The sequence below is a fragment of the uncultured Agathobaculum sp. genome (genome assembly GCF_963927765.1).
GTDB lineage: Bacteria > Bacillota > Clostridia > Oscillospirales > Butyricicoccaceae > Agathobaculum.
The window spans coordinates 14,575-33,627 of sequence record NZ_CAWVCU010000037.1 but is presented as its reverse complement, the minus strand read 5'-3'; the positions used below and the strand labels follow the sequence as shown (position 1 = coordinate 33,627).

The following is a 19,053-nucleotide window of genomic DNA, read 5'->3' as shown; positions in this document are numbered from 1 at the left end:
GGGGAAGGCGGTCATTGCATCCTATGCGGCGGCGGGGGCGCGGGTGCGGACAGAAAAACCGGAACCCGAAGGTTCCGGTTTTGGTGTTATTCCGCACTCGACAGCATCAGTTTGATGCGGTTTTCCTGATTGATTTTGGAAGCGCCGGGGTCGTAATCGACCGCGACAATGTTTGCCTGCGGGTAGACCTCGCGGATTCTGCGGATCATGCCCTTGCCCGCGATATGGTTAGGCAGGCAGCCGAACGGCTGGGTGCAGACGATGTTGGTCACGCCTTCGCTGATGAGTTCGACCATTTCGGCCGGCAGCAGCCAGCCCTCGCCCATCTTGACGCCCTCGCCGATGATGGCGTGCGACTTTTTGCGTACCTCGTCAAACGGCATCGGGGGACGGAAGTTGCCGTCCTTTTTCATCAGCTTGATGATGTCCGCCTGCTTGCCGAGCAGGAACTGATAGACGAATTTGTAAATGGCGGCGCGCTTGGCCGAGCGGCCGTACAGATTGTGGTCGATGACCGAGTTGTAGATAGAATACAGGCAAAAATCGACCAGACCCGGCAGCACCGGCTCGCAGCCTTCCGAAAGCAGGAACTCCTCCAGCCGGTTGTTGCCGAGCGGGGAGAACTTGACGTAGATCTCGCCTACGATGCCGACCATCTTCTTTTTCTGCGTCTTGTCCAGACGCAGCTTGCCAAACGCGGTCAGAACATATTGGTACAGGTGCTTGACTTCGCTGTAGCGCACCATCCGGTCGCCCGTAAAGCGCGCGGTGACCGCGTTCATGCAGATTTCAATGGCCTTGTCGGTCGAGCCGGGCACGACCTCGTACGGGCGGCACTGGTTGGCCACCAGCATAATCAAATCGCCAATCAGCAGCGCGTAAGCGATCTGGATGAGCATGGTCTTGGTCAGCTTGAAGCCGGGATTGGCGTCCTCTTCCAGACCGGCAAAGTTGAGCGAAATGACCGGAATAAAGCCATAGCCGTTCTTTTCCAGCGCCTTGCGCATCAGGTGAATGTAGTTGGAGGCGCGGCAGCCGCCGCCGGTCTGCGGCAGGATGAGCGCGATTTTGTGGATATCGTACTTGCCGGACTCAATGGCATCCAGCAGTTGGCCGATGACCAGCAGCGCGGGGTAGCAGGTGTCGTTGTGCACGTTGCGCAGGCCTTGTTCCGCGATATTCGGCCCGTAGGTGTTGAGAAGCTCCATGTTATAGCCGAAGTTCTTCATCAGGCGGCACATGAGGCCAAGCTGCACAGGCAGCATATTGGGCACCAGAATGGTGTAATCCTTGCGCATTTCCTCTGTGAACTGCGCGTATGCATAGGTTTTAGGCGTCGCGTTGTTGTTTTGCAAGTTTTCTGCCCTCCTCTACGGCGGCCAGCATACTGCGGATACGGATTTTTGCCGCGCCGAGGTTGCTGATCTCGTCAATCTTGAGCTGTGTATAGAGTTTGCCGCCATTTTCACAGATGGCGCGCATTTCGTCGGTGGTGATAGCGTCGATACCGCAGCCGAAGGACACCAGCTGGATCAGCTGCGCATTTTCCTTCTTGGTGACATATTTGGCTGCGCCGTACATGCGCGAATGATACGTCCACTGGTTGAGTACATGCACCTGCGGCGCTTCGGTCAGCTGCCAGACCGCATCCTCGGACACGATGACCAGTCCGAACGAGGCGATCAGTTGGTCGATGCCGTGATTGATCTCCGGATCGACATGGTACGGACGGCCTGCAATGACCGCGATATCCAGTCCGTGCGTGTCGGCGTAAGCAATGGCCTTTTGTCCCTCCGCGCGCACTTCGGCGTAGTAGTTGCCCAGCTCCTGATAGGCAGCGTCGGCTGCCGCAAGCACCTGCTTTTTCTTCAGCTGCGGGTATTTGCCGCAGAAATATTTTGCCGCGTGCTGTCCGAACCGCTTGGGATCGGCTAGCTCGAAATACGGCATCATAAAGTCGAAGTCCGCGAGCGCTGCGACATTGGCCTTCAAAAGCTCGGGGTAGTACGCCACGACCGGGCAGTTATAGCAGTTGGTTGCGCGGCCCTCGTCCAGATTGTAGGTCATGCACGGATAGAAGATCGCGTCCACGCCCTTTTCGAGCAGGTTTTCGATGTGTCCATGCATCAGCTTTGCCGGGTAGCAGACCGTGTCCGACGGGATAGAGTGCTGACCCTGCATATACATGTCGCGGGTGGATACATCGGAAAGGACGGTTTCAAAGCCGAGCGAACGTAGGAAAGTCGTCCAGAATGGCAGCAGTTCGTAGTAATTCAGGCCGAACGGCAGGCCAATCGTGGCGAGCGGCGCGGGATTGCCGGACGGTTCGCCATAGCTTTTGAGCTTCTCCAGCTTCCATTTATACAGGTTGGGCAGCTCGGTTTTTTTCACGCCGCCGAGCGGACGCTCGCAGCGGTTGCCCGAGATAAAGCGGCGGCCGCCGCCAAAGTCGTTGATGGTCAGGTTGCAATGGTTTTCGCACAGGCCGCAGCGCGTCGTGCGCACGGTGTGTGCAAAACCCGCGAGCACGTCCGGGCCGATTAGGTTGGTCTTTTCGGGACGGTTGTCCTTGGCGTGCAGCGCTGCGCCGTACGCGCCCATCAGGCCGGAAATCGCCGGACGGGTGACGTCGCGACCGATCTCCTGCTCGAACGAGCGCAGGATCGCATCGTTTAAGAACGTGCCGCCCTGCACGACGATGTGCTGGCCGAGGTCGTCCGGCGAGTGCGCGCGGATAACCTTATACAACGCGTTCTTGACGACCGAAACCGACAGACCGGCCGAGATGGCGTCGATGCCGGCGCCGTCCTTCTGCGCCTGCTTGACCGAAGAGTTCATGAACACCGTGCAGCGCGAGCCGAGGTCGATCGGATGCTCCGCGAACAGGCCAAGCTTGCAGAATTCCTCGATTGAGTAGCCCATCGAACGGGCAAAGGTCTCGATAAACGAGCCGCAGCCGGACGAGCACGCCTCGTTCAGCGAAATATTGTCGATGCACTTGTTGCGGATCTTGAAGCACTTGATATCCTGTCCGCCGATATCGATAATGAAATCAACGTCAGGGCAGAAGTGGCGCGCCGCGCGGAAGTGCGCGACCGTTTCGACCAGACCGAAGTCCACGCCGAAGGCATTCTGGATAAGCGCTTCGCCGTAGCCAGTGACTGCGCTGGACACAATATGTACCCGGTCGCCGCACAGCTCATAGAGCTGGGTCAGCTGCTCGCGGATAACATCCGCCGGATTGCCCTTATTGGACTGGTAGTGATGGTAGAGGATCTGGTGATCGTCACCGATCAGCACCAGCTTGGTCGTGGTCGAGCCGCAGTCTATGCCGAGATAGGCATCGCCCTCGTACATGGTGACGTTCTGCGTCATGACATCATGCACGCCGTGGCGGCGCTGGAATTCCGCATACTGTGCTTCATTTTCAAACAGCGGCGGCAGATAGTTCGCTACCACCGGTGCGCCTGCTGCGTGCTCCAGTGCGTCAAGCAGCGATAAGACAGTATAGGTTTTCTGAGTGTCGCCCGCGTACTCTGCTGCGCCCGCCGCGATCGCATAGGGGGCAAGGGCGGGGAAATGGGCGTGTGCGTCGTCCAGACCGAGTGTTTTCTGAAAACGGTGCTGCAAGCCCTTGAAGAAGAACAGCGGCCCGCCCAGGAACAGTACGTCGCCCTTGATTTCGCGGCCCTGCGCCAGACCTGCGACCGTCTGATTGACGACCGCCTGGAAGATGGACGCGGCAACGTCCTCCTTGCGCGCGCCCTCGTTGAGGAGCGGCTGGATATCCGACTTGGCAAACACACCGCAGCGGGACGCAATGGTGTAGATACGCTCCGCGCCCTGTGCCAGCTGATCCAGTTCGGTCGGGGTTACGTCCAGCAGCACGGCCATCTGGTCGATGAAAGCGCCGGTGCCGCCCGCGCATGAACCGTTCATGCGCTCTTCCAGCTGTCCGGACAGGAATACGATCTTTGCGTCCTCGCCGCCCAGTTCGATGACTACATCGGCCTGCGGCACATGAACGCCGACCGCCTTGCGCGTGGCGAAAACCTCTTGCACGAAGTCGATGTCCGCCGCCTTAGCGACACCCAGACCCGCTGAACCGGTGATCGCGCAGCGCAGCGTGGTATCTTCGCCGATGAGCGCGCGGGCATTGCGCACCAGCTCGACCGCCTTTTCGCGTACCTTGGAAAAGTGGCGCTCATAGTGCTTGTGGATGATCTCTCCGGCACGCGTAACGACGATTTTGACCGTCGTTGAGCCGATGTCGATTCCTACATTTACGTTCATATATCCTTATTCTCTCCCATGATAAAAACAATGCGTCCATCGGACGCATGGTGAATGCGAATAAGAATATGCCGGAAAGCCGCGTGAACTGAACGGCGGCAGGGCACATTCTTACTTATTTAATATAACGGTGTACAAAGAAAATGTCAATCCGCATACAATATCCGAATTTGCTGAAATTTTCCCTTGACAAATATCCTGTTTTTATATAAAATAGACCGCGTAAGTGAATATACGACCTTATCCAGAGCGGTGGAGGGAACGGCCCAATGAAACCCGGCAACCTGCGCAAAACCATGCGTAAGGTGCCAAATCCGGCGTAGGAACACGAAAGATGAGGGGGCAAAACGGCTTTTTCGCTCCCGAATGGGAGCGTTTTTTGTTATGTCCCGACATACATCAGAAAGGAAGGAACATAGTATGGCACATCATTTTTTTACTTCGGAATCCGTAACGGAGGGGCATCCCGACAAGATCTGCGATCAGATCTCGGATGCAATTCTTAACGAAATCTTAACGAACGATCCGTATGCGCGCGTTGCGTGCGAAACGACCTGCACGACCGGTATGGTGCAGGTGATGGGCGAGATCTCGACCACCTGTTATGTCGATATCCCGAAAGTCGTGCGCGACACCATTCGGGAAATTGGCTACGACCGCGCCAAGTACGGCTTTGACTGCGACACCTGCGCGGTGCTGACTGCGATCGACGAGCAGTCCGCCGACATTGCGCTGGGTGTTGACAACTCTCTTGAGCGCAAGGAAGGCGCGTCCGACGCCGACCTGGCCATCGGCGCGGGCGATCAGGGCATGATGTTCGGTTATGCGTGCGACGAAACGCCCGAATTGATGCCGCTGCCGATTTCGCTGGCGCACAAGCTGGCGAAGCGCCTGACCGAGGTGCGCAAGAACGGCATGTTCGACTATCTGCGCCCGGACGGCAAGAGCCAAGTGACCATCGAATATGATGAGGACAACCTCCCCGTGCGTGTGGATACAGTCGTGCTGTCCACTCAGCACAGCCCGGAGGTTTCGCTCCAGCAGATCCGTAAGGATATGATCGAGCAGGTTGTCAAGGCGGTGATCCCGTCCCACCTGCTGGATGAGAACACAAAGTACTTTATCAACCCGACCGGCCGCTTTGTCATTGGTGGCCCGCAGGGTGACTCCGGTCTGACTGGCCGTAAGATCATTGTCGATACCTATGGCGGCATCGGCCGTCACGGCGGCGGCGCGTTCTCGGGCAAGGATCCGACCAAGGTGGACCGCTCGGCAGCATATGCGGCGCGCTGGGTGGCAAAGAATATCGTTGCAGCGGGTCTGGCAAAGCGCTGCGAGCTGCAGCTGGCTTATGCCATCGGCGTAGCGGAACCGGTTTCCATCATGGTTGAGACCTTCGGCACCGGCACGGTGGACGAGGGCAAGCTGGCGGAAGCGGTGCGCAAGGTGTTTGATCTGCGTCCGGCGGCGATCATCGAGACGCTCGACCTGCGCAAGCCGATTTACAAGCAGCTTGCGGCTTACGGTCACATGGGCCGCGAGGAACTGGGCGTCAAGTGGGAGAACACCGATAAGGTAGAGGAGCTCAAGGCTGCGCTCGCGTAAGCGCACGGCAAGAAAGATTGCGGGAGGCGGCAAACCATGACGGAGGAAGAAAAAATCTTTGCGGGCAGGCTGTTTGACGCGCGCACCAAGGAGCTGCGCGACATTAAGCACAAGGCGCATATCCTGTGCCAGAAATTCAACGCGATGGATGAATATGACCCTGCACGGCTGCCCATTGTGCGCGAGTTTATCGGACAGATCGGGGAAAAATACTATTTTCAGGGGCCAATTCAGTTCAACTATGGCTCGCATACCTTCATCGGGGAGAATTTCTTCTGCAATTTCAATCTGACTGTCATGGATGACGCGCGTATTTTCATTGGAGATAACGTGATGTTCGGCCCGAACGTGTCTCTCATGGCGACCGACCATCCGCTCATCGCGTCCGAGCGCACCAGTATGCGCTATCCGGATGGGCATGTGTCCATGTCTGAGTTTGCCAAGGACATCCACATCGGGAATAATGTCTGGATCGCGGCGAATGCCGTCGTGCTCGGCGGCGTGACAATTGGGGACGGCGCGGTCATCGGCGCGGGCAGCGTCGTGACGCGGGACATTCCGGCGAATCACCTCGCGGTCGGCGTGCCGTGCCGGCCGCTGCGGGAAATCACCGAAGCGGATTCCAAAATGCATCTGCTGTAACGCAAATGATAAAGAGAAAGCCCTGCCATCGGCAGGGCTTTTTTGTTCTAAAGTTAACTGCCGCGCAGCATGAATCTAGCGAAACTGACAAAATCAGGCTGTGAAATCCGGTTGAAATGCTAAAAAACGGGCGGCGGATTGACTTTGCGGGCGAAAAAAGCTATGCTGAAAGCAAAGAGAAAGGGAGGCGGATACCCATGCAGGTATTGGAAAACGAACTCTTCCGGGTGGAGATCAATCCGTTTGGAGCAGAACTGAGCAGCTTTCGGAGCAAAAAGACGGGCACGGAATACGTTTGGCAGGCTGATCCCGCGGTGTGGAAGCGGCATGCGCCGATTCTGTTCCCGATTGTCGGACGGCTCAAGGATAAGACCTATACCGTGAACGGTACATCCTATGAGATCACTCAGCACGGCTTTGGCCGCGATCTGGAATGGCAGGTTGGTGCTGCGGGTGAAAACTATGTGGAGTTTGTGCTGGAAGCGAATGACTTTACCAAAAAAATGTACCCGTGGAACTTTGTTTGCACCGTTCGTTATACGTTGACCGGTGCTACCCTGAAAAAGGAGCACATCGTGTTTAACCGCAGCGATACGGATATGTATTATGAGGTTGGCGGTCACGATGCGTATACGCTGTGCTGGCTGCCGGATGAGTCGATTACGGATTATTTTGTGGCATTTGAGGGCACCGCGGTACTGCATCCGATCCTGACGGATGAAAATGTGATGCTCAGCCGCGACCATGGAGATTTGCCGCTGCAAGACGGTCGCCTGCCGATTACGCGCCAGACCTTCCGCAATGACGCAATCATTTCCGATGATCTTCCGGTGCGCCGTGCCACTATCGGCAGTACGCGCAATGACCGTACCGTGACCATGGAATTTACCGATTTTCCGTATTTTGCGGTTTGGAGTGCCTATAAAGATTTCGATGTGCCCTATGTGTGTCTGGAGCCATGGAGCACATTGCCGGACGGCGGCTACCTTGACCATGCGATCGAAAACAAGGTCGGCGTGCGGGTGCTGTGCCCAGGACAGGAGGAATGCCTGTCTTTTTCCACCACGATCGAGGAATAACCAGCTGGACAGAATGAAAAGAAACAGCCGCGCCTTTTCGCGCGGCTGTTTGCTGTCTGCCGCTTGACAAAGGCCGGGAATTGGCGTATACTGACCATGCAACAGACCCCCTCCCCGGGGGAGGGGTGAAAGATAGGAAAAGGAGATCCCAGTATGAAACAACGATTTCGCGTCGGCGGGATGAGCTGCGCGGCGTGCTCGGCCCATGTGGAAAAGAGCGTTTCCGCTGTGCCTGGCGTGCGCGAGGTGCAGGTCAATCTGCTCGCGGGCAGTATGGTGGTGGAATATGACGAGGGTGCATGCAGCGACGCACAAATCATCCGCGCGGTCGAAGAGGGCGGCTACACCGCTGCCGTGGACAGCGGCACGCGCGCGGCGGCATCTGCAAAGGATAGCGCGCCGGAGGATGATCTGCATGAGATGAAAAACCGCATCCTGATTTCTGCGGTGTTTCTCATCATCCTGATGTATTTTTCTATGGGGCCGATGATCGGTCTGCCATTGCCGGGCTTTGTCAGCGGCGAGGCGCACGCCTTTGCGCTTGCGCTGGTGCAGCTGCTGCTGACGCTGCCTATCCTGATCGTCAACCGCAAGTATTTTATCAATGGATTCCGCACGCTCTGGCACCGCGCGCCGACGATGGATGCGCTGATCGCGGTCGGTTCGGGTGCGTCCGTGGTGTACGGCATTTATGCGCTGTTCCAGATCGGTTACGCGGGCGCTGCGGGCGATATGGCGCGCGTGCATGAATATGCGCATGATTTGTATTTCGAGTCCGCGGGTATGATCCTGACGTTGGTCACACTCGGCAAGTTCTTCGAGGCGCGCGCCAAGCGCAAGACTGGCGAGGCCATTGCTGCGCTCATGGATCTGCGTCCACAGACCGCGTCGGTCATCCGTGGTGAGCAGGAGGTCACCGTACCGATCGAAGAGGTGCGCGTGGGCGATTATGTGATCGTGCGTGCGGGACAATCTGTGCCGGTGGACGGTCAGATCGTCGAGGGGCACGCCTATTTGGATGAAAGCGCCATCACGGGTGAGTCCATGCCGGTAGAAAAGCATAAGGGCGACACGGTAATTGGCGCTACCGTGACGAAAAACGGCTATTTTGCGATGAAAGCGTCCCGTGTGGGCGATGATACAACGCTCTCCCAGATCATTCGGCTGGTCGAGGAGGCGGGCGCATCCAAAGCGCCGATCGCCAAGCTTGCCGACAAGGTTGCGGGGGTGTTTGTGCCGGTTGTCATGCTCATTGCACTGGTGACCGCAATCGTTTGGCTGGTTTACGGCGAAACGCCCGGCTTTGCGCTGACCCGCGCGATCGCGGTGCTGGTCATTTCCTGCCCGTGTGCGTTGGGGCTGGCAACGCCGGTCGCTATCATGGTCGGCACGGGTGTGGGCGCGAAAAACGGTGTGCTGTTCCAGTCGGCTGAGGCACTGGAAAATCTGCATAACGTGGACTGCGTTGTGCTGGATAAAACGGGCACGGTCACCGAGGGCCGTCCGGTCGTTACCGATGTCAAGTCGTTCGGTGTGGAGCCGGAAGACCTGCTTTCGCTGGCGCTATCTCTCGAGGTGCACAGCGACCATCCGCTGGCGGATGCGATCGTGCGCTATGCGCGCGCCAAGCATGTCAAGGAGCGCAAAACCGATTCGTTTGAAATGGTCGAGGGGCAGGGCGTGCGCGCGGTAATCGACGGCGTGCGCTGCATGGCGGGTAACCGCCGCATGCTGCTGGCAAACGGTCTTGCGCTGTCGCGCTCGGCGCAGCAGATGGGCGAAAACCTTGCTGCTGCGGGCAAAACGCCGCTGTATTTCGCGGCAAACCGGCAGGTGGTTGGCATCTTTGCGGTCGCGGATGTGCTCAAGCCGAGCAGCTGCGCGGCGGTCGATGAATTGCAAAAGCTGGGCGTACAGGTCACGCTGCTGACCGGCGACAATAAGGCCACTGCACAGTCTATTGCTGCCGAGCTGGGTGTGCAGGACGTGGTGGCCGAGGTGCTGCCGCAGGACAAGGAGCGTGTTGTGCGCGAGAAGCAGGAACAAGGGCGTAAAGTTGCCATGATCGGCGACGGTATCAATGACGCGCCCGCGCTGGCGCGTGCGGATGTGGGCATTGCCATCGGCGCGGGCACGGATGTGGCAATCGCGTCGGCGGATGTGGTGCTGATGAAGAGCGATTTGATGGACGCGGTGGACGCGATTCGTCTGTCGCGGCAGACCATGCGCAACATCCGTCAGAACCTGTTCTGGGCGTTCTTCTATAACTGCATTGGTATTCCGATTGCGGCGGGCGTGCTGTGGCTGCCGCTGGGACTGAAGCTCAGCCCGATGATTGGCGCCGCCGCAATGAGCCTGAGCTCGGTTTGTGTGGTTTCCAACGCATTGCGTTTAAAGTTTTTCAAGGCCTCTCCCAAGCAGGAGAGCAGCCAGTGTGTAGTACTGCCGAAGGAGGAAGAAAAGAAAATGGAACAGACCAAGGTCATTCAAATCGAAGGCATGATGTGTGAGCACTGTGTGGCGCATGTGAAAAAGGCGCTCGAGGCCTTTGCGGGCGTGCGCGTGGAGGTAGACCTGCAAAGCGGTACAGCAAAGGTCACGGGCAGCGCCCTGCCGGATGACGCCAAGTTGACTGAGGCGGTCGAGCAGGCGGGATACAAGGTGGTCGGCCTGAAATGAGGGCGGATCGGAAAAAAGTTGAGCCGCTGCTGCGTACCGCGCGAGGGCAGCTTGACGGCGTGCTCAAAATGATTGAGGACGACCGCTATTGTATGGAAATCGTCACGCAGCTGCAGGCGATCGAGTCGTTGGTGCATAAAGCACAGCGCGAGGTGCTGCGCGCGCATCTGGCGGGCTGCGTGCAGGATGCCTTTGAAACGGGCGACGAGCAGGCTCGCGAGGGCAAGGTAGACGAGATCATCAAACTGCTCGATAAGGCATGAGCGCGCATTTGCCCGCGTCGCTGCAACCGGTGCAAGACGCGGATATGCTGCTGGCACGCGCCGCGCGTGATGAGGAAACCGTGGAAAACGTTTGCATCCGCGGGGCAGACCTGTCCGGTACGCTCTATGAGGGCTTGCGGCTGCGCGGCGTGTGTCTGGAGGGCTGCCGTCTGACCGGCTGCCGCTGGGAACGCGCGGATTTTGCGGACGTGGTGCTGGACGGCTGCGAGCTTTCGGGCAGCGGCTGGCGGGATGCATTTTTCGAGCGAGTCGAGTTGAACGGCTGTAAGGCCGTGGGCGCGGATTTTGCCGAAACTGGCTGGCGTGATGTGGACATGCAGGACTGCCGCTTGTCCGACGCGGTGTTCGACCGGGCGCGGCTGCGCCGGGTGATGGTTTCGGGCTGCGACCTGATGGGTGCGTCGTTCTGCGACTGCCAGTGGAAAAACTGGACACTGGTGCGCACAGCCCTGCGGTCGGCGCGCTTTCTGCATACGCCGCTGATGGGACTGGATTTGACCGATTGCGAGCTGGACGGTCTTGCGGTGTCGGATACAAATGCGGAATTGCGCGGCGCAGTTGTGACTATGGAGCAGGCAGCCATGCTCGCAAAACGGCTGGGAATCGTCATCAAGGCATAACAAAAGAGCGGAAGATATCTTCCGCTCTTTTTGATTGAGTATATTCTTACAGGAAAGCGCGCAACTCCTCGATCAGCCGATCCATCTGCTCGTCCGTGCCGACGGTGATGCGCAGGTAGTTGTCGATGCGCGGCAGTTTGAAATACCGGATAAAGATGTTTTTCTGCCGCAGATATTCGAAAATCTCCGGCGCTTTTTTGGTCGGGTGGGTGACAAACAGGAAGTTGGTCAGCGAGGGGGAAACGGTAAAACCCAGTTTGCGCAGCTCGCCAGCGGTGCGATCGCGTGTGGCGATGACCTTGCGGCAGGTCTCCTGAAAATACACTTCGTCCTTGACTGCGGCTTCGCCCGCGGCAAGCGCAATCGCGTCCATCGTGTAGGAGTTATACGAGTTCTTGACCGCTTCAAGCGTCGCAATCAGCGTTTCCGAGCCGAGCGCGTAGCCGATGCGCAGGCCGGCTAGCGAGCGCGACTTGCTCATCGTCTGCACAACGAGCAGGTTTTCGTATTTGGAAAGGAGCGGCACCGCGCTTTGTGCGCCGAAGTCAACGTATGCTTCGTCGATGATGACCACGCAGTCCGCGTTGTGCTGGAGCAAATCCTCGATGAAGTCGAGCGATACACCGCGCCCGGTCGGTGCGTTCGGGTTGGGCAGGACAATGCCGCCGTTCGGCTTGTCGTAGTCACGGACATTCACGCAGAAGTCCTCGTCCAGCGGCAGGGTCTCATATGGGATACGGAACAGGTCGCACCAGACCGGATAGAACGAATAGGTGATATCCGGATAGAGAATCGGCTGCTCCGAGCAGAAGAACGACTGGAACGCAAGCGCGAGCACGTCGTCCGAGCCGTTGCCGAGGAACACCTGCGTCGGCTTCACGCCAAAGCGGCCTGCAAGCGCGATTTTGAGCGCTTGGCCGTTTGCGTCCGGATAGAGCGCAAGGCGGGACGCGTCAAATGTGCGCAGCGCTTCGGCAACGCCCGGCGCGGGGGGATACGGGTTTTCGTTGGCGTTTAGCTTAATGATATCGTTGCTCTGCGGCTGCTCGCCCGGCACATAAGGGTCAATGCGGCGCAGCTTTGCAAGAAAGGGCTTGTCCATCGGGAAAACTCTCCTTTTTTGTTTTACTAACTGCGGATAGTTTATCACAGTAAAGCGAGAAAGTCAAGCCCTGTTTGTGCATGCTGCAAAAGCGTGGTATAATATTTTTTATCTAAAAGAAGCAGAGAAAGGGTGCAGGGTATGTACCAACCCTTGGCGGATAAGATTCGCCCGAAAACCTTGGATGATGTGGTCGGTCAGCGGCATCTGCTGGGCAAAACCGGCCTGCTGCGCCGCGTGATCGAATCGGGCACGATTCCGAATATGATTTTTTATGGTCCATCTGGTGTGGGCAAGACCACGGTCGCGTCCATCATTGCAAAGCAGACCGAGCGCAAGTTGTACCATCTTAACGCCACGACCGCAGGCATTGCGGACATTAAGGCGATCATCGACGAACTGGACACCTTCCTTGCGCCGAACGGCGCACTGGTGTATCTGGACGAGATCCAATATTTCAACAAAAAGCAGCAGCAAAGCCTGTTGGAGTTCATCGAGACGGGCAAGATGACGCTGATCGCGTCCACAACCGAAAATCCGTATTTTTATGTGTACAACGCGATTTTGAGCCGAAGCACGGTCTTTGAGTTCAGGCCGATTGAAGTGGAAGACATGCAGCACGCGGTCGAGCGGGCGTTTTCCCTTGCCATCGGCGACAAGGGCACGTCCGTCGAGGACGGCGTCGCGGCTTACATCGCGCAGGCGGTTGGTGGAGACGTGCGCAAGGCGCTGGGCGCGGTCGAGCTGCTCGTGCTGGGCGCGGGGGAAGAGGGCGTGACCCTTGCGGATGCGCAGCAAGCAGCGCAGCGCTCCAACATGCGCTACGACCGCGACGGCGACAGCCATTACGATATCCTGTCCGCGCTGCAAAAGTCCATCCGCGGCTCTGCCCCGGACGCCGCGCTGCACTATCTCGCGCGTCTGCTAGAAGCGGGCGATATGATCTCGGCGGCACGGCGCATGCTGGTCATTGCAAGCGAGGATATCGGCCTTGCGTACCCACAGTGCGCGGCAATTGTCAAAGCATGCGTGGACAGTGCGTTCCAGCTTGGTTTGCCCGAGGCACGTATTCCGCTCGCGGAGGCGGTCATCCTCATGGCGACCGCCCCCAAGTCCAACAGTGCCGCCGCAGCGATCGACGCGGCGATGGCCGATGTGCGCGCCGGGCGCACGGGGGATATTCCGGCGCACATCAAGGATGCACACTATGGCGGCGCACAGAAGCTTGGGCGTGGGCTGACCTATCAGTATCCGCATGCGTTCCCCAATCATTGGGTGCGGCAGCAGTATCTGCCGGACGAGATCAAAAACGCGCATTACTATGATTATGGCCCGAACAAGACCGAACAGGCCGCAAAAGTCTACTGGGAGCGAATCAAAGGCGCAAAATAGGGCTATTCAAATACCGTCGCAATGTATTTTCGGTCGCAGCAGGCGGGGGTGTATACCCACTCGTCGATATGTCCGTCCGTGACAAAATACTGCGGCGGCTCTGGTTCGCCTGACGGGGCAAGCACGTCGATGATGGTCAGCTTGATTTTCATGCGCTGCGGCAGGATGGATTTGATGTAAACCGAAACAACCATTCCGGGGGCAAGATCATCGCGCGCTTCGGCAAGGCCGGACAGATTCGGGGCAAGCTCGATAAACACACCGTACGGCTCGACCGAACGCACCACCCCGCGCACGGTTTCACCCGGTGAAAACATTGCGGCATTTTGCGCCCAAGTGCCGAGCAGCTCGCGGTGGGTCAGGGAGATGCGGCGTGCATCTGGGTCGACCGAGCGTACGACCGCACAGATGCGCTGGCCGACGCGCAGGCGGTCGGACGGGTGGAAAATGCGCGAGACGGACAGGTTTTCAATGCCGATGAGCGACGCTACGCCGCAGCCGATATCGACAAACGCACCGAAGTTTTCCAGATGGGTAACGGCAGCGGGGATAACATCGCCCGGACGCAAGGTTTCGAGCAAATGATCCTGTGCGCGCTGCTGGGGGATGGTGCGGGACAGCCAGACGAGTGGTGTCTCTCCGCTTCCATCTATATCAGTGATGGTAAAGCAGGTGGGTTTGCCCACACGGGACAGAATGGCGATTTCGCGCGTGTCGCCCTCGGCTACACCCAGCGCACAGCAGGAGCGCGGCATGATGCCGTGTGCACAGCCGAGATCGAACAGCAGGTCGTGTGCGGGGGTGCATCGCTGCGCGACTGCTTCGAGGATTCTGTTTTCGTCCTGTGCGCGCCGCAGCCCGTCGAGGGACGCGAGCGCCTGCCGCACCTCAGGCAGCGCGGTGTAACTGCCCTCGGGCAGATAGCATTCGCTTGTTTTCATAATATAGCAGAGCCTCCTTTGGGGTCTGCCATACTATATGAAAAAATGGCTGGGATTAGCACTGCAAATGTGATATGATGAAGGCGAATAAAATTCGGTTTGGAAAGGGGAAATGGAAATGGATGTGCAGGTCGGCGATCTGCTGACGATGAAAAAGCCGCATCCCTGCGGCTCTAAGCAGTGGAAGGTGTTGCGTACAGGCATGGATTTCAAGCTCAAATGCATGGGCTGCGGGCATGAGGTCATGCTGCCGCGCGTGAAGGCGGAAAAGAACATCCGAGTGATCGAACGGGAGGGAAAATCGGTATGTTGATTGACGGAAAACAGATGCATTTGCAGATTACCAAGGGCGATGTGGGACGGTATGTGATCCTGCCGGGCGACCCCGGTCGGTGTGAAAAGATCGCGCGCTATTTCGATGACCCCAAGCAGATCGCGCACAACCGCGAATACACGATCTGGACCGGTACGCTGGACGGCGAGCCGGTCGCGGTGTGTTCGACCGGTATCGGTGGCCCGTCGGCCGCGATCGCGCTGGAGGAGCTGGTCGAGTGCGGCGCGGATACCTTTATCCGTGTGGGCACCTCGGGCGGTATTGTAGACGAGGTCTGCGGCGGCGATATCGTCATTGCGACCGCAGCCATCCGGCAGGAGGGCACGAGCCGCGAATATCTGCCGGTCGAATTTCCGGCGGCGGCGAATTTCGAGGTCGTCAGCGCACTGCGGGACGCGGCGGTAGCGCTGGGGTTGACCCATCATATCGGAGTTATTCAGTCTAAGGACAGCTTTTACGGCGAGATCCGTCCGGCGCAGCAGCCGATCGCGGATGAGTTGCTTGCAAAGTGGAAGGCGTGGAAGGCAGCGGGCGCGCTGACGAGCGAAATGGAGACAGCAGCACTTTTCATTGTCGCGCAGGTGCTGCATGTGCGCTGCGGCGCGGTGCTCAATGTGCTGTGGAACGCGGATAATGACGAGGCACCCAACATCCCGCCCGACGCTGCGGAACGCGGTGTGCGAACGGCAGTGGAAGCGCTGCGCGTCCTGATTCGGGAGGATAGAGCGCACTGACATGGAAAAGCAAATCAAACAAAAACGGGCGGTCGATCTCGGAAATGATCCGGTCGGCCCACTGTTGCTGCGTCTTGCGCTGCCTACCATTTGCGCGCAGGTGGTCAACTTGTTATACAACATCGTGGACCGCATCTACATCGGACAAATTCCGGTCGAGGGCAAGCTGGCGCTGACCGGTATGGGCGTCACCTTTCCGGTCATTACACTGATTTCAGCTTTCGCCGCGCTCATCGGTATGGGCGGCACGCCGCGCGCTTCGATCGCGATGGGGGCAGGGGATCACGAAAAGGCTGAGCGCACGCTTGGCACCTGCACCGCCGCGCTGTGGGGACTGGCGATCGGGATGACCGTGCTGTTCCTGCTGTTTCAGGAGCCGCTGCTGGTGCTGTTCGGCGCATCGCAGGACACCCTGCCGTATGCGATGCAGTATCTGAATATCTATGTGCTTGGCACGATCTTTGTGATGACGGCGCTGGGGCTCAACGGCTTCATCACTGCGCAAGGCAAATCCAGCGTTGCGATGAAAACCGTGCTGATCGGCGCAGTACTCAATGTTGTGCTCGACCCGGTGTTTATTTTCGTGTTCGGACTGGGTGTGCGCGGTGCAGCGATTGCGACTGTCATTTCGCAGGCGGTTTCTGCAGTGTGGGTGGTACGGTTTCTGACCGGCAAAACCAGTACGCTGCGGCTGAAAAAGGCGTTTTTCCGTCTGGATAGGCGTTTGCTCATGCCCGCAATTGCACTGGGCGCAGCGCCGTTCGTCATGCAGTCGACCGAAAGCCTGCTGACTGTAACGTTTAATGTGTCCTTGCAGAAGTACGGCGGCGATTTGGCGGTCGGCGCGATGACCATTCTGACCTCTGTGGCGCAGATGGTGCAGATGCCGTTGATGGGCTTGACGCAGGGCGCGCAGCCGATTTTGAGCTTTAACTATGGTGCTGGACGGCCTGACCGCATGAAGCAGACCGTGCAGTATAACCTATTGGGTGCATGCATCTTTGCGTTCGGCGTGTGGGCATTGTCCATGATTGCGCCGCATACGCTGGCGCGCCTGTTCACGCATGACAGTGCGTTGATTGATGAAACTGCATGGGCGTTGCGCATCTATTTTGCCGTGGGCTTTGTGTCAGCGTTCCAGAATACCTTCCAGCAATGCTTCGTTGCATTGGGAGAGGCGAAAATCTCACTGTTTCTCGCGCTGGAGCGCAAGATCATTCTGCTGATCCCGCTGATCCTTATCCTGCCGCATTTCTTCGAGGATAAGCTGTTTGCGGTGTTTTTCGCTGAGCCGGTGGCAGATTTGCTTGCCGCCGCGACCACGACGACGCTGTTTATCATCCGTTTCCGACAGATACTGTGCAAAGTATCGGAGGGACAAACAAAAGCAACGCCGTAAAGTGCATATAACAAAAAAACAGGCTCCCAGTCGGGAGCCTGTTTTATAATTGCGCTTACTCGAGCTCGAATGCGCCGGTGTACAGTTGATAATATTTGCCGTGCGCGGCGATCAGCTGCTCGTGATTGCCGCGCTCGATGATATGGCCGAGCTCAAGCACCATAATCACATCCGCGTTCTGTACGGTGGATAGACGGTGCGCGATGACAAAGACCGTGCGGCCGTACATCAGGCTGTCCATGCCAGCCTGTACGATGGATTCGGTGCGTGTGTCGATGCTGCTCGTCGCCTCGTCGAGGATCATGACCGGCGGGTCGGCAACGGCTGCGCGCGCGATCGAAATCAGCTGGCGCTGTCCCTGCGACAGGCTGCCGCCCTCGCCGTCAATGATGGTGTCATAACCATCCGGCAGGCGGCGGATAAAGTCGTCGGCATTGGCCAACTGTGCAGCTGCTTCGATCTCCTGATCGGTCGCATCCAGATTGCCGTAACGGATGTTATCGCGGATCGTACCAGTGAACAGGTCGGTATCCTGCAAAACGATGCCGAGCGAACGGCGCAGATCGGACTTTTTGATTTTGTTGATGTTGATGCCATCATAGCGGATTTTGCCGTCCGCAATGTCGTAAAAGCGGTTGATGAGGTTGGTGATCGTGGTCTTGCCTGCGCCGGTCGCGCCGACGAAAGCGACCTTCTGGCCGGGTTCGGCGTACAGCGTAATGTTATGCAGCACGATCTTATCCGGATTGTAGCCAAAGTCAACGTCATAGAACCGGACGTCGCCACGAACCTGCTCGTAGGTGATCGTACCGTCCTCATGCGGGTGCTTCCACGCCCAGATGTTGGTCTTTTCCGGGGTCTCGGTCAGGTTGCCTGCCTTGTCGTACTTGGCGTTGACCAGCGTGACATAGCCGTTGTCCTGTTCGGGCTCCTCGTCCATCAGCACGAAGATACGCTCCGCACCAGCCAGCGCCATGATGATGGAGTTGAACTGCTGCGAGATCTGCGTCACCGGCTGGGTGAACGACTTGGTCAGCTGCAGGAAGGAGGCAATGACGCCGATCGTGATGCTGCTACCGACGACGCCGGACAGTGCCAGCGTGCCGCCGACCACCGCGACCAGTACATACAGCAGGTTGCCGATGTTCATCATGATCGGCATGAGGATGTTGGCAAAAGTATTGGCGTTCTTGGCGCTTTCACGCAGCGCGTCGTTGAGTACGTCAAACTGTTCCTTGCACTTTTCCTCGTGGCAGAATACCTTGACAACTTTCTGGCCGCCAATCATTTCTTCGATACAGCCGTTGACCTTGCCCAGTGCGGTCTGCTGCTCGAGGAAGAAGCGGGCGGACTGGCCGCCGATGCGCTTGACGACCACCAGCATCACGAAGATGCCGAGCAATACGAACAGCGTCAGCCAGACGTTGGTCACCAGCATGGCGATAAACACTGCAATGATGGTCATCAGCGAGGAGAACATCTGCGGTACGGACTGGCTGAGCATTTGCTGCAGCGTGTCGGTATCATTGGTGAAATGGCTCATCAGGTCGCCGTGCGTATGCGTATCAAAATAACGGATGGGCAGCTTCTGCATGCGCTCGAACATTTCATCGCGCACCTGCTTGAGAATGCCCTGCGAGATCGAAACCATGATGCGGTTATACAGGAAGGTTGAGATGATACCTACCAGATACACCAGCGCCATCAGCGAGATCGCATGAACCAGACCGGTGAACACAGGCGAGGCCTGCAAAAGCAGCGGCGCGATATAATCGTCGATGAGTACGCGCAGGAACATCGAGCCTGCGACGTTTGCTACCGCGGAAAACAGGATGCAGACCAGTACCACAGTGAACTGCACGGCGTAGCCGCCTCTGAAGTAACGAAGCAAACGCGCGAGGGTTTTCCTTGGGTTTTTGCTGCGCTTGCCGCCGCCCATCTGACCGTGA

15 protein-coding genes and 1 riboswitch are annotated in these 19,053 nt (G+C 57.9%); of the genes, 10 read left to right on the top strand and 5 right to left on the bottom strand.

Going from position 1 to position 19,053, the window contains the following annotated elements:
• Positions 1–86 precede the first annotated feature (86 nt).
• Both ABGT74_RS02930 and ABGT74_RS02925 read right to left on the bottom strand, forming a co-directional pair.
• Positions 87–1,355, bottom strand: a complete 1,269-nt coding sequence (locus ABGT74_RS02930) for a 2-hydroxyglutaryl-CoA dehydratase (RefSeq protein ID WP_330651671.1) — start codon at positions 1,353–1,355, stop codon at positions 87–89.
• Complete coding sequence (locus ABGT74_RS02925; protein ID WP_297283938.1) at positions 1,330–4,293, bottom strand: acyl-CoA dehydratase activase; 2,964 nt, start codon at positions 4,291–4,293, stop codon at positions 1,330–1,332. The genes ABGT74_RS02930 and ABGT74_RS02925 overlap by 26 nt, the downstream gene beginning before the upstream one ends.
• 237 nt (positions 4,294–4,530) lie before the next feature.
• A riboswitch (SAM riboswitch) is annotated at positions 4,531–4,634 on the top strand.
• A gap of 79 nt (positions 4,635–4,713) precedes the next feature.
• Here ABGT74_RS02925 and metK point away from each other — a divergent pair.
• The 6 genes from metK (at position 4,714) to ABGT74_RS02895 (ending at position 11,202) form a co-directional block, all read left to right on the top strand.
• Positions 4,714–5,898: a methionine adenosyltransferase gene (metK, locus tag ABGT74_RS02920; RefSeq protein WP_297283937.1), complete on the top strand. Its 1,185-nt coding sequence runs from the start codon at positions 4,714–4,716 to the stop codon at positions 5,896–5,898.
• A gap of 36 nt (positions 5,899–5,934) precedes the next feature.
• On the top strand, positions 5,935–6,540 hold the full coding sequence (locus ABGT74_RS02915) for a sugar O-acetyltransferase (RefSeq protein WP_297283936.1): 606 nt from the start codon (positions 5,935–5,937) through the stop codon (positions 6,538–6,540).
• A 197-nt stretch (positions 6,541–6,737) separates the two neighbouring features.
• Positions 6,738–7,619, top strand: coding sequence for an aldose 1-epimerase family protein (locus ABGT74_RS02910; RefSeq protein ID WP_346704394.1), 882 nt, complete (start codon positions 6,738–6,740; stop codon positions 7,617–7,619).
• 153 nt (positions 7,620–7,772) lie between these two features.
• Positions 7,773–10,298 carry a heavy metal translocating P-type ATPase gene (locus ABGT74_RS02905; RefSeq protein ID WP_346704393.1) on the top strand — a complete coding sequence of 842 codons (2,526 nt, stop codon included), beginning with the start codon at positions 7,773–7,775 and terminating at the stop codon, positions 10,296–10,298.
• Positions 10,295–10,561: a metal-sensing transcriptional repressor gene (locus tag ABGT74_RS02900; RefSeq protein ID WP_297283933.1), complete on the top strand. Its 267-nt coding sequence runs from the start codon at positions 10,295–10,297 to the stop codon at positions 10,559–10,561. Before ABGT74_RS02905 ends, ABGT74_RS02900 begins: the two co-directional genes overlap by 4 nt.
• On the top strand, positions 10,558–11,202 hold the full coding sequence (locus ABGT74_RS02895) for a pentapeptide repeat-containing protein (protein ID WP_346704392.1): 645 nt from the start codon (positions 10,558–10,560) through the stop codon (positions 11,200–11,202). Before ABGT74_RS02900 ends, ABGT74_RS02895 begins: the two co-directional genes overlap by 4 nt.
• Positions 11,203–11,248: 46 nt before the next feature.
• Here the strand turns inward: ABGT74_RS02895 and hisC are convergent, their stop codons facing one another.
• On the bottom strand, positions 11,249–12,304 hold the full coding sequence (gene hisC, locus ABGT74_RS02890) for a histidinol-phosphate transaminase (protein ID WP_346704391.1): 1,056 nt from the start codon (positions 12,302–12,304) through the stop codon (positions 11,249–11,251).
• 141 nt (positions 12,305–12,445) lie between these two features.
• Between hisC and ABGT74_RS02885 the strand changes: the two genes are divergently transcribed.
• The gene (locus tag ABGT74_RS02885) at positions 12,446–13,696 is read left to right on the top strand and encodes a replication-associated recombination protein A (RefSeq protein WP_346704390.1); all 1,251 of its coding nucleotides are present in this window, start codon (positions 12,446–12,448) and stop codon (positions 13,694–13,696) included.
• 2 nt (positions 13,697–13,698) lie between these two features.
• On the opposite strand, the gene ABGT74_RS02880 is transcribed toward ABGT74_RS02885, so the two are convergent.
• Complete coding sequence (locus tag ABGT74_RS02880; RefSeq protein ID WP_346704389.1) at positions 13,699–14,637, bottom strand: S1 RNA-binding domain-containing protein; 939 nt, start codon at positions 14,635–14,637, stop codon at positions 13,699–13,701.
• Positions 14,638–14,755: 118 nt separating this feature from the next.
• Between ABGT74_RS02880 and ABGT74_RS02875 the strand changes: the two genes are divergently transcribed.
• The 3 genes from ABGT74_RS02875 to ABGT74_RS02865 are packed head-to-tail and all read left to right on the top strand — an operon-like array spanning position 14,756 to position 17,104.
• On the top strand, positions 14,756–14,950 hold the full coding sequence (locus ABGT74_RS02875) for a DUF951 domain-containing protein (protein ID WP_346704388.1): 195 nt from the start codon (positions 14,756–14,758) through the stop codon (positions 14,948–14,950).
• Complete coding sequence (udp, locus tag ABGT74_RS02870; RefSeq protein WP_346704387.1) at positions 14,944–15,705, top strand: uridine phosphorylase; 762 nt, start codon at positions 14,944–14,946, stop codon at positions 15,703–15,705. The genes ABGT74_RS02875 and udp overlap by 7 nt, the downstream gene beginning before the upstream one ends.
• A 1-nt stretch (position 15,706) precedes the next feature.
• On the top strand, positions 15,707–17,104 hold the full coding sequence (locus ABGT74_RS02865) for an MATE family efflux transporter (RefSeq protein WP_346704386.1): 1,398 nt from the start codon (positions 15,707–15,709) through the stop codon (positions 17,102–17,104).
• A 55-nt stretch (positions 17,105–17,159) separates the two neighbouring features.
• On the opposite strand, the gene ABGT74_RS02860 is transcribed toward ABGT74_RS02865, so the two are convergent.
• A complete protein-coding gene (locus ABGT74_RS02860; RefSeq protein WP_346704406.1) occupies positions 17,160–19,043 on the bottom strand; it encodes an ABC transporter ATP-binding protein in 1,884 nt (627 codons plus the stop codon).
• Positions 19,044–19,053: the final 10 nt, after the last annotated feature.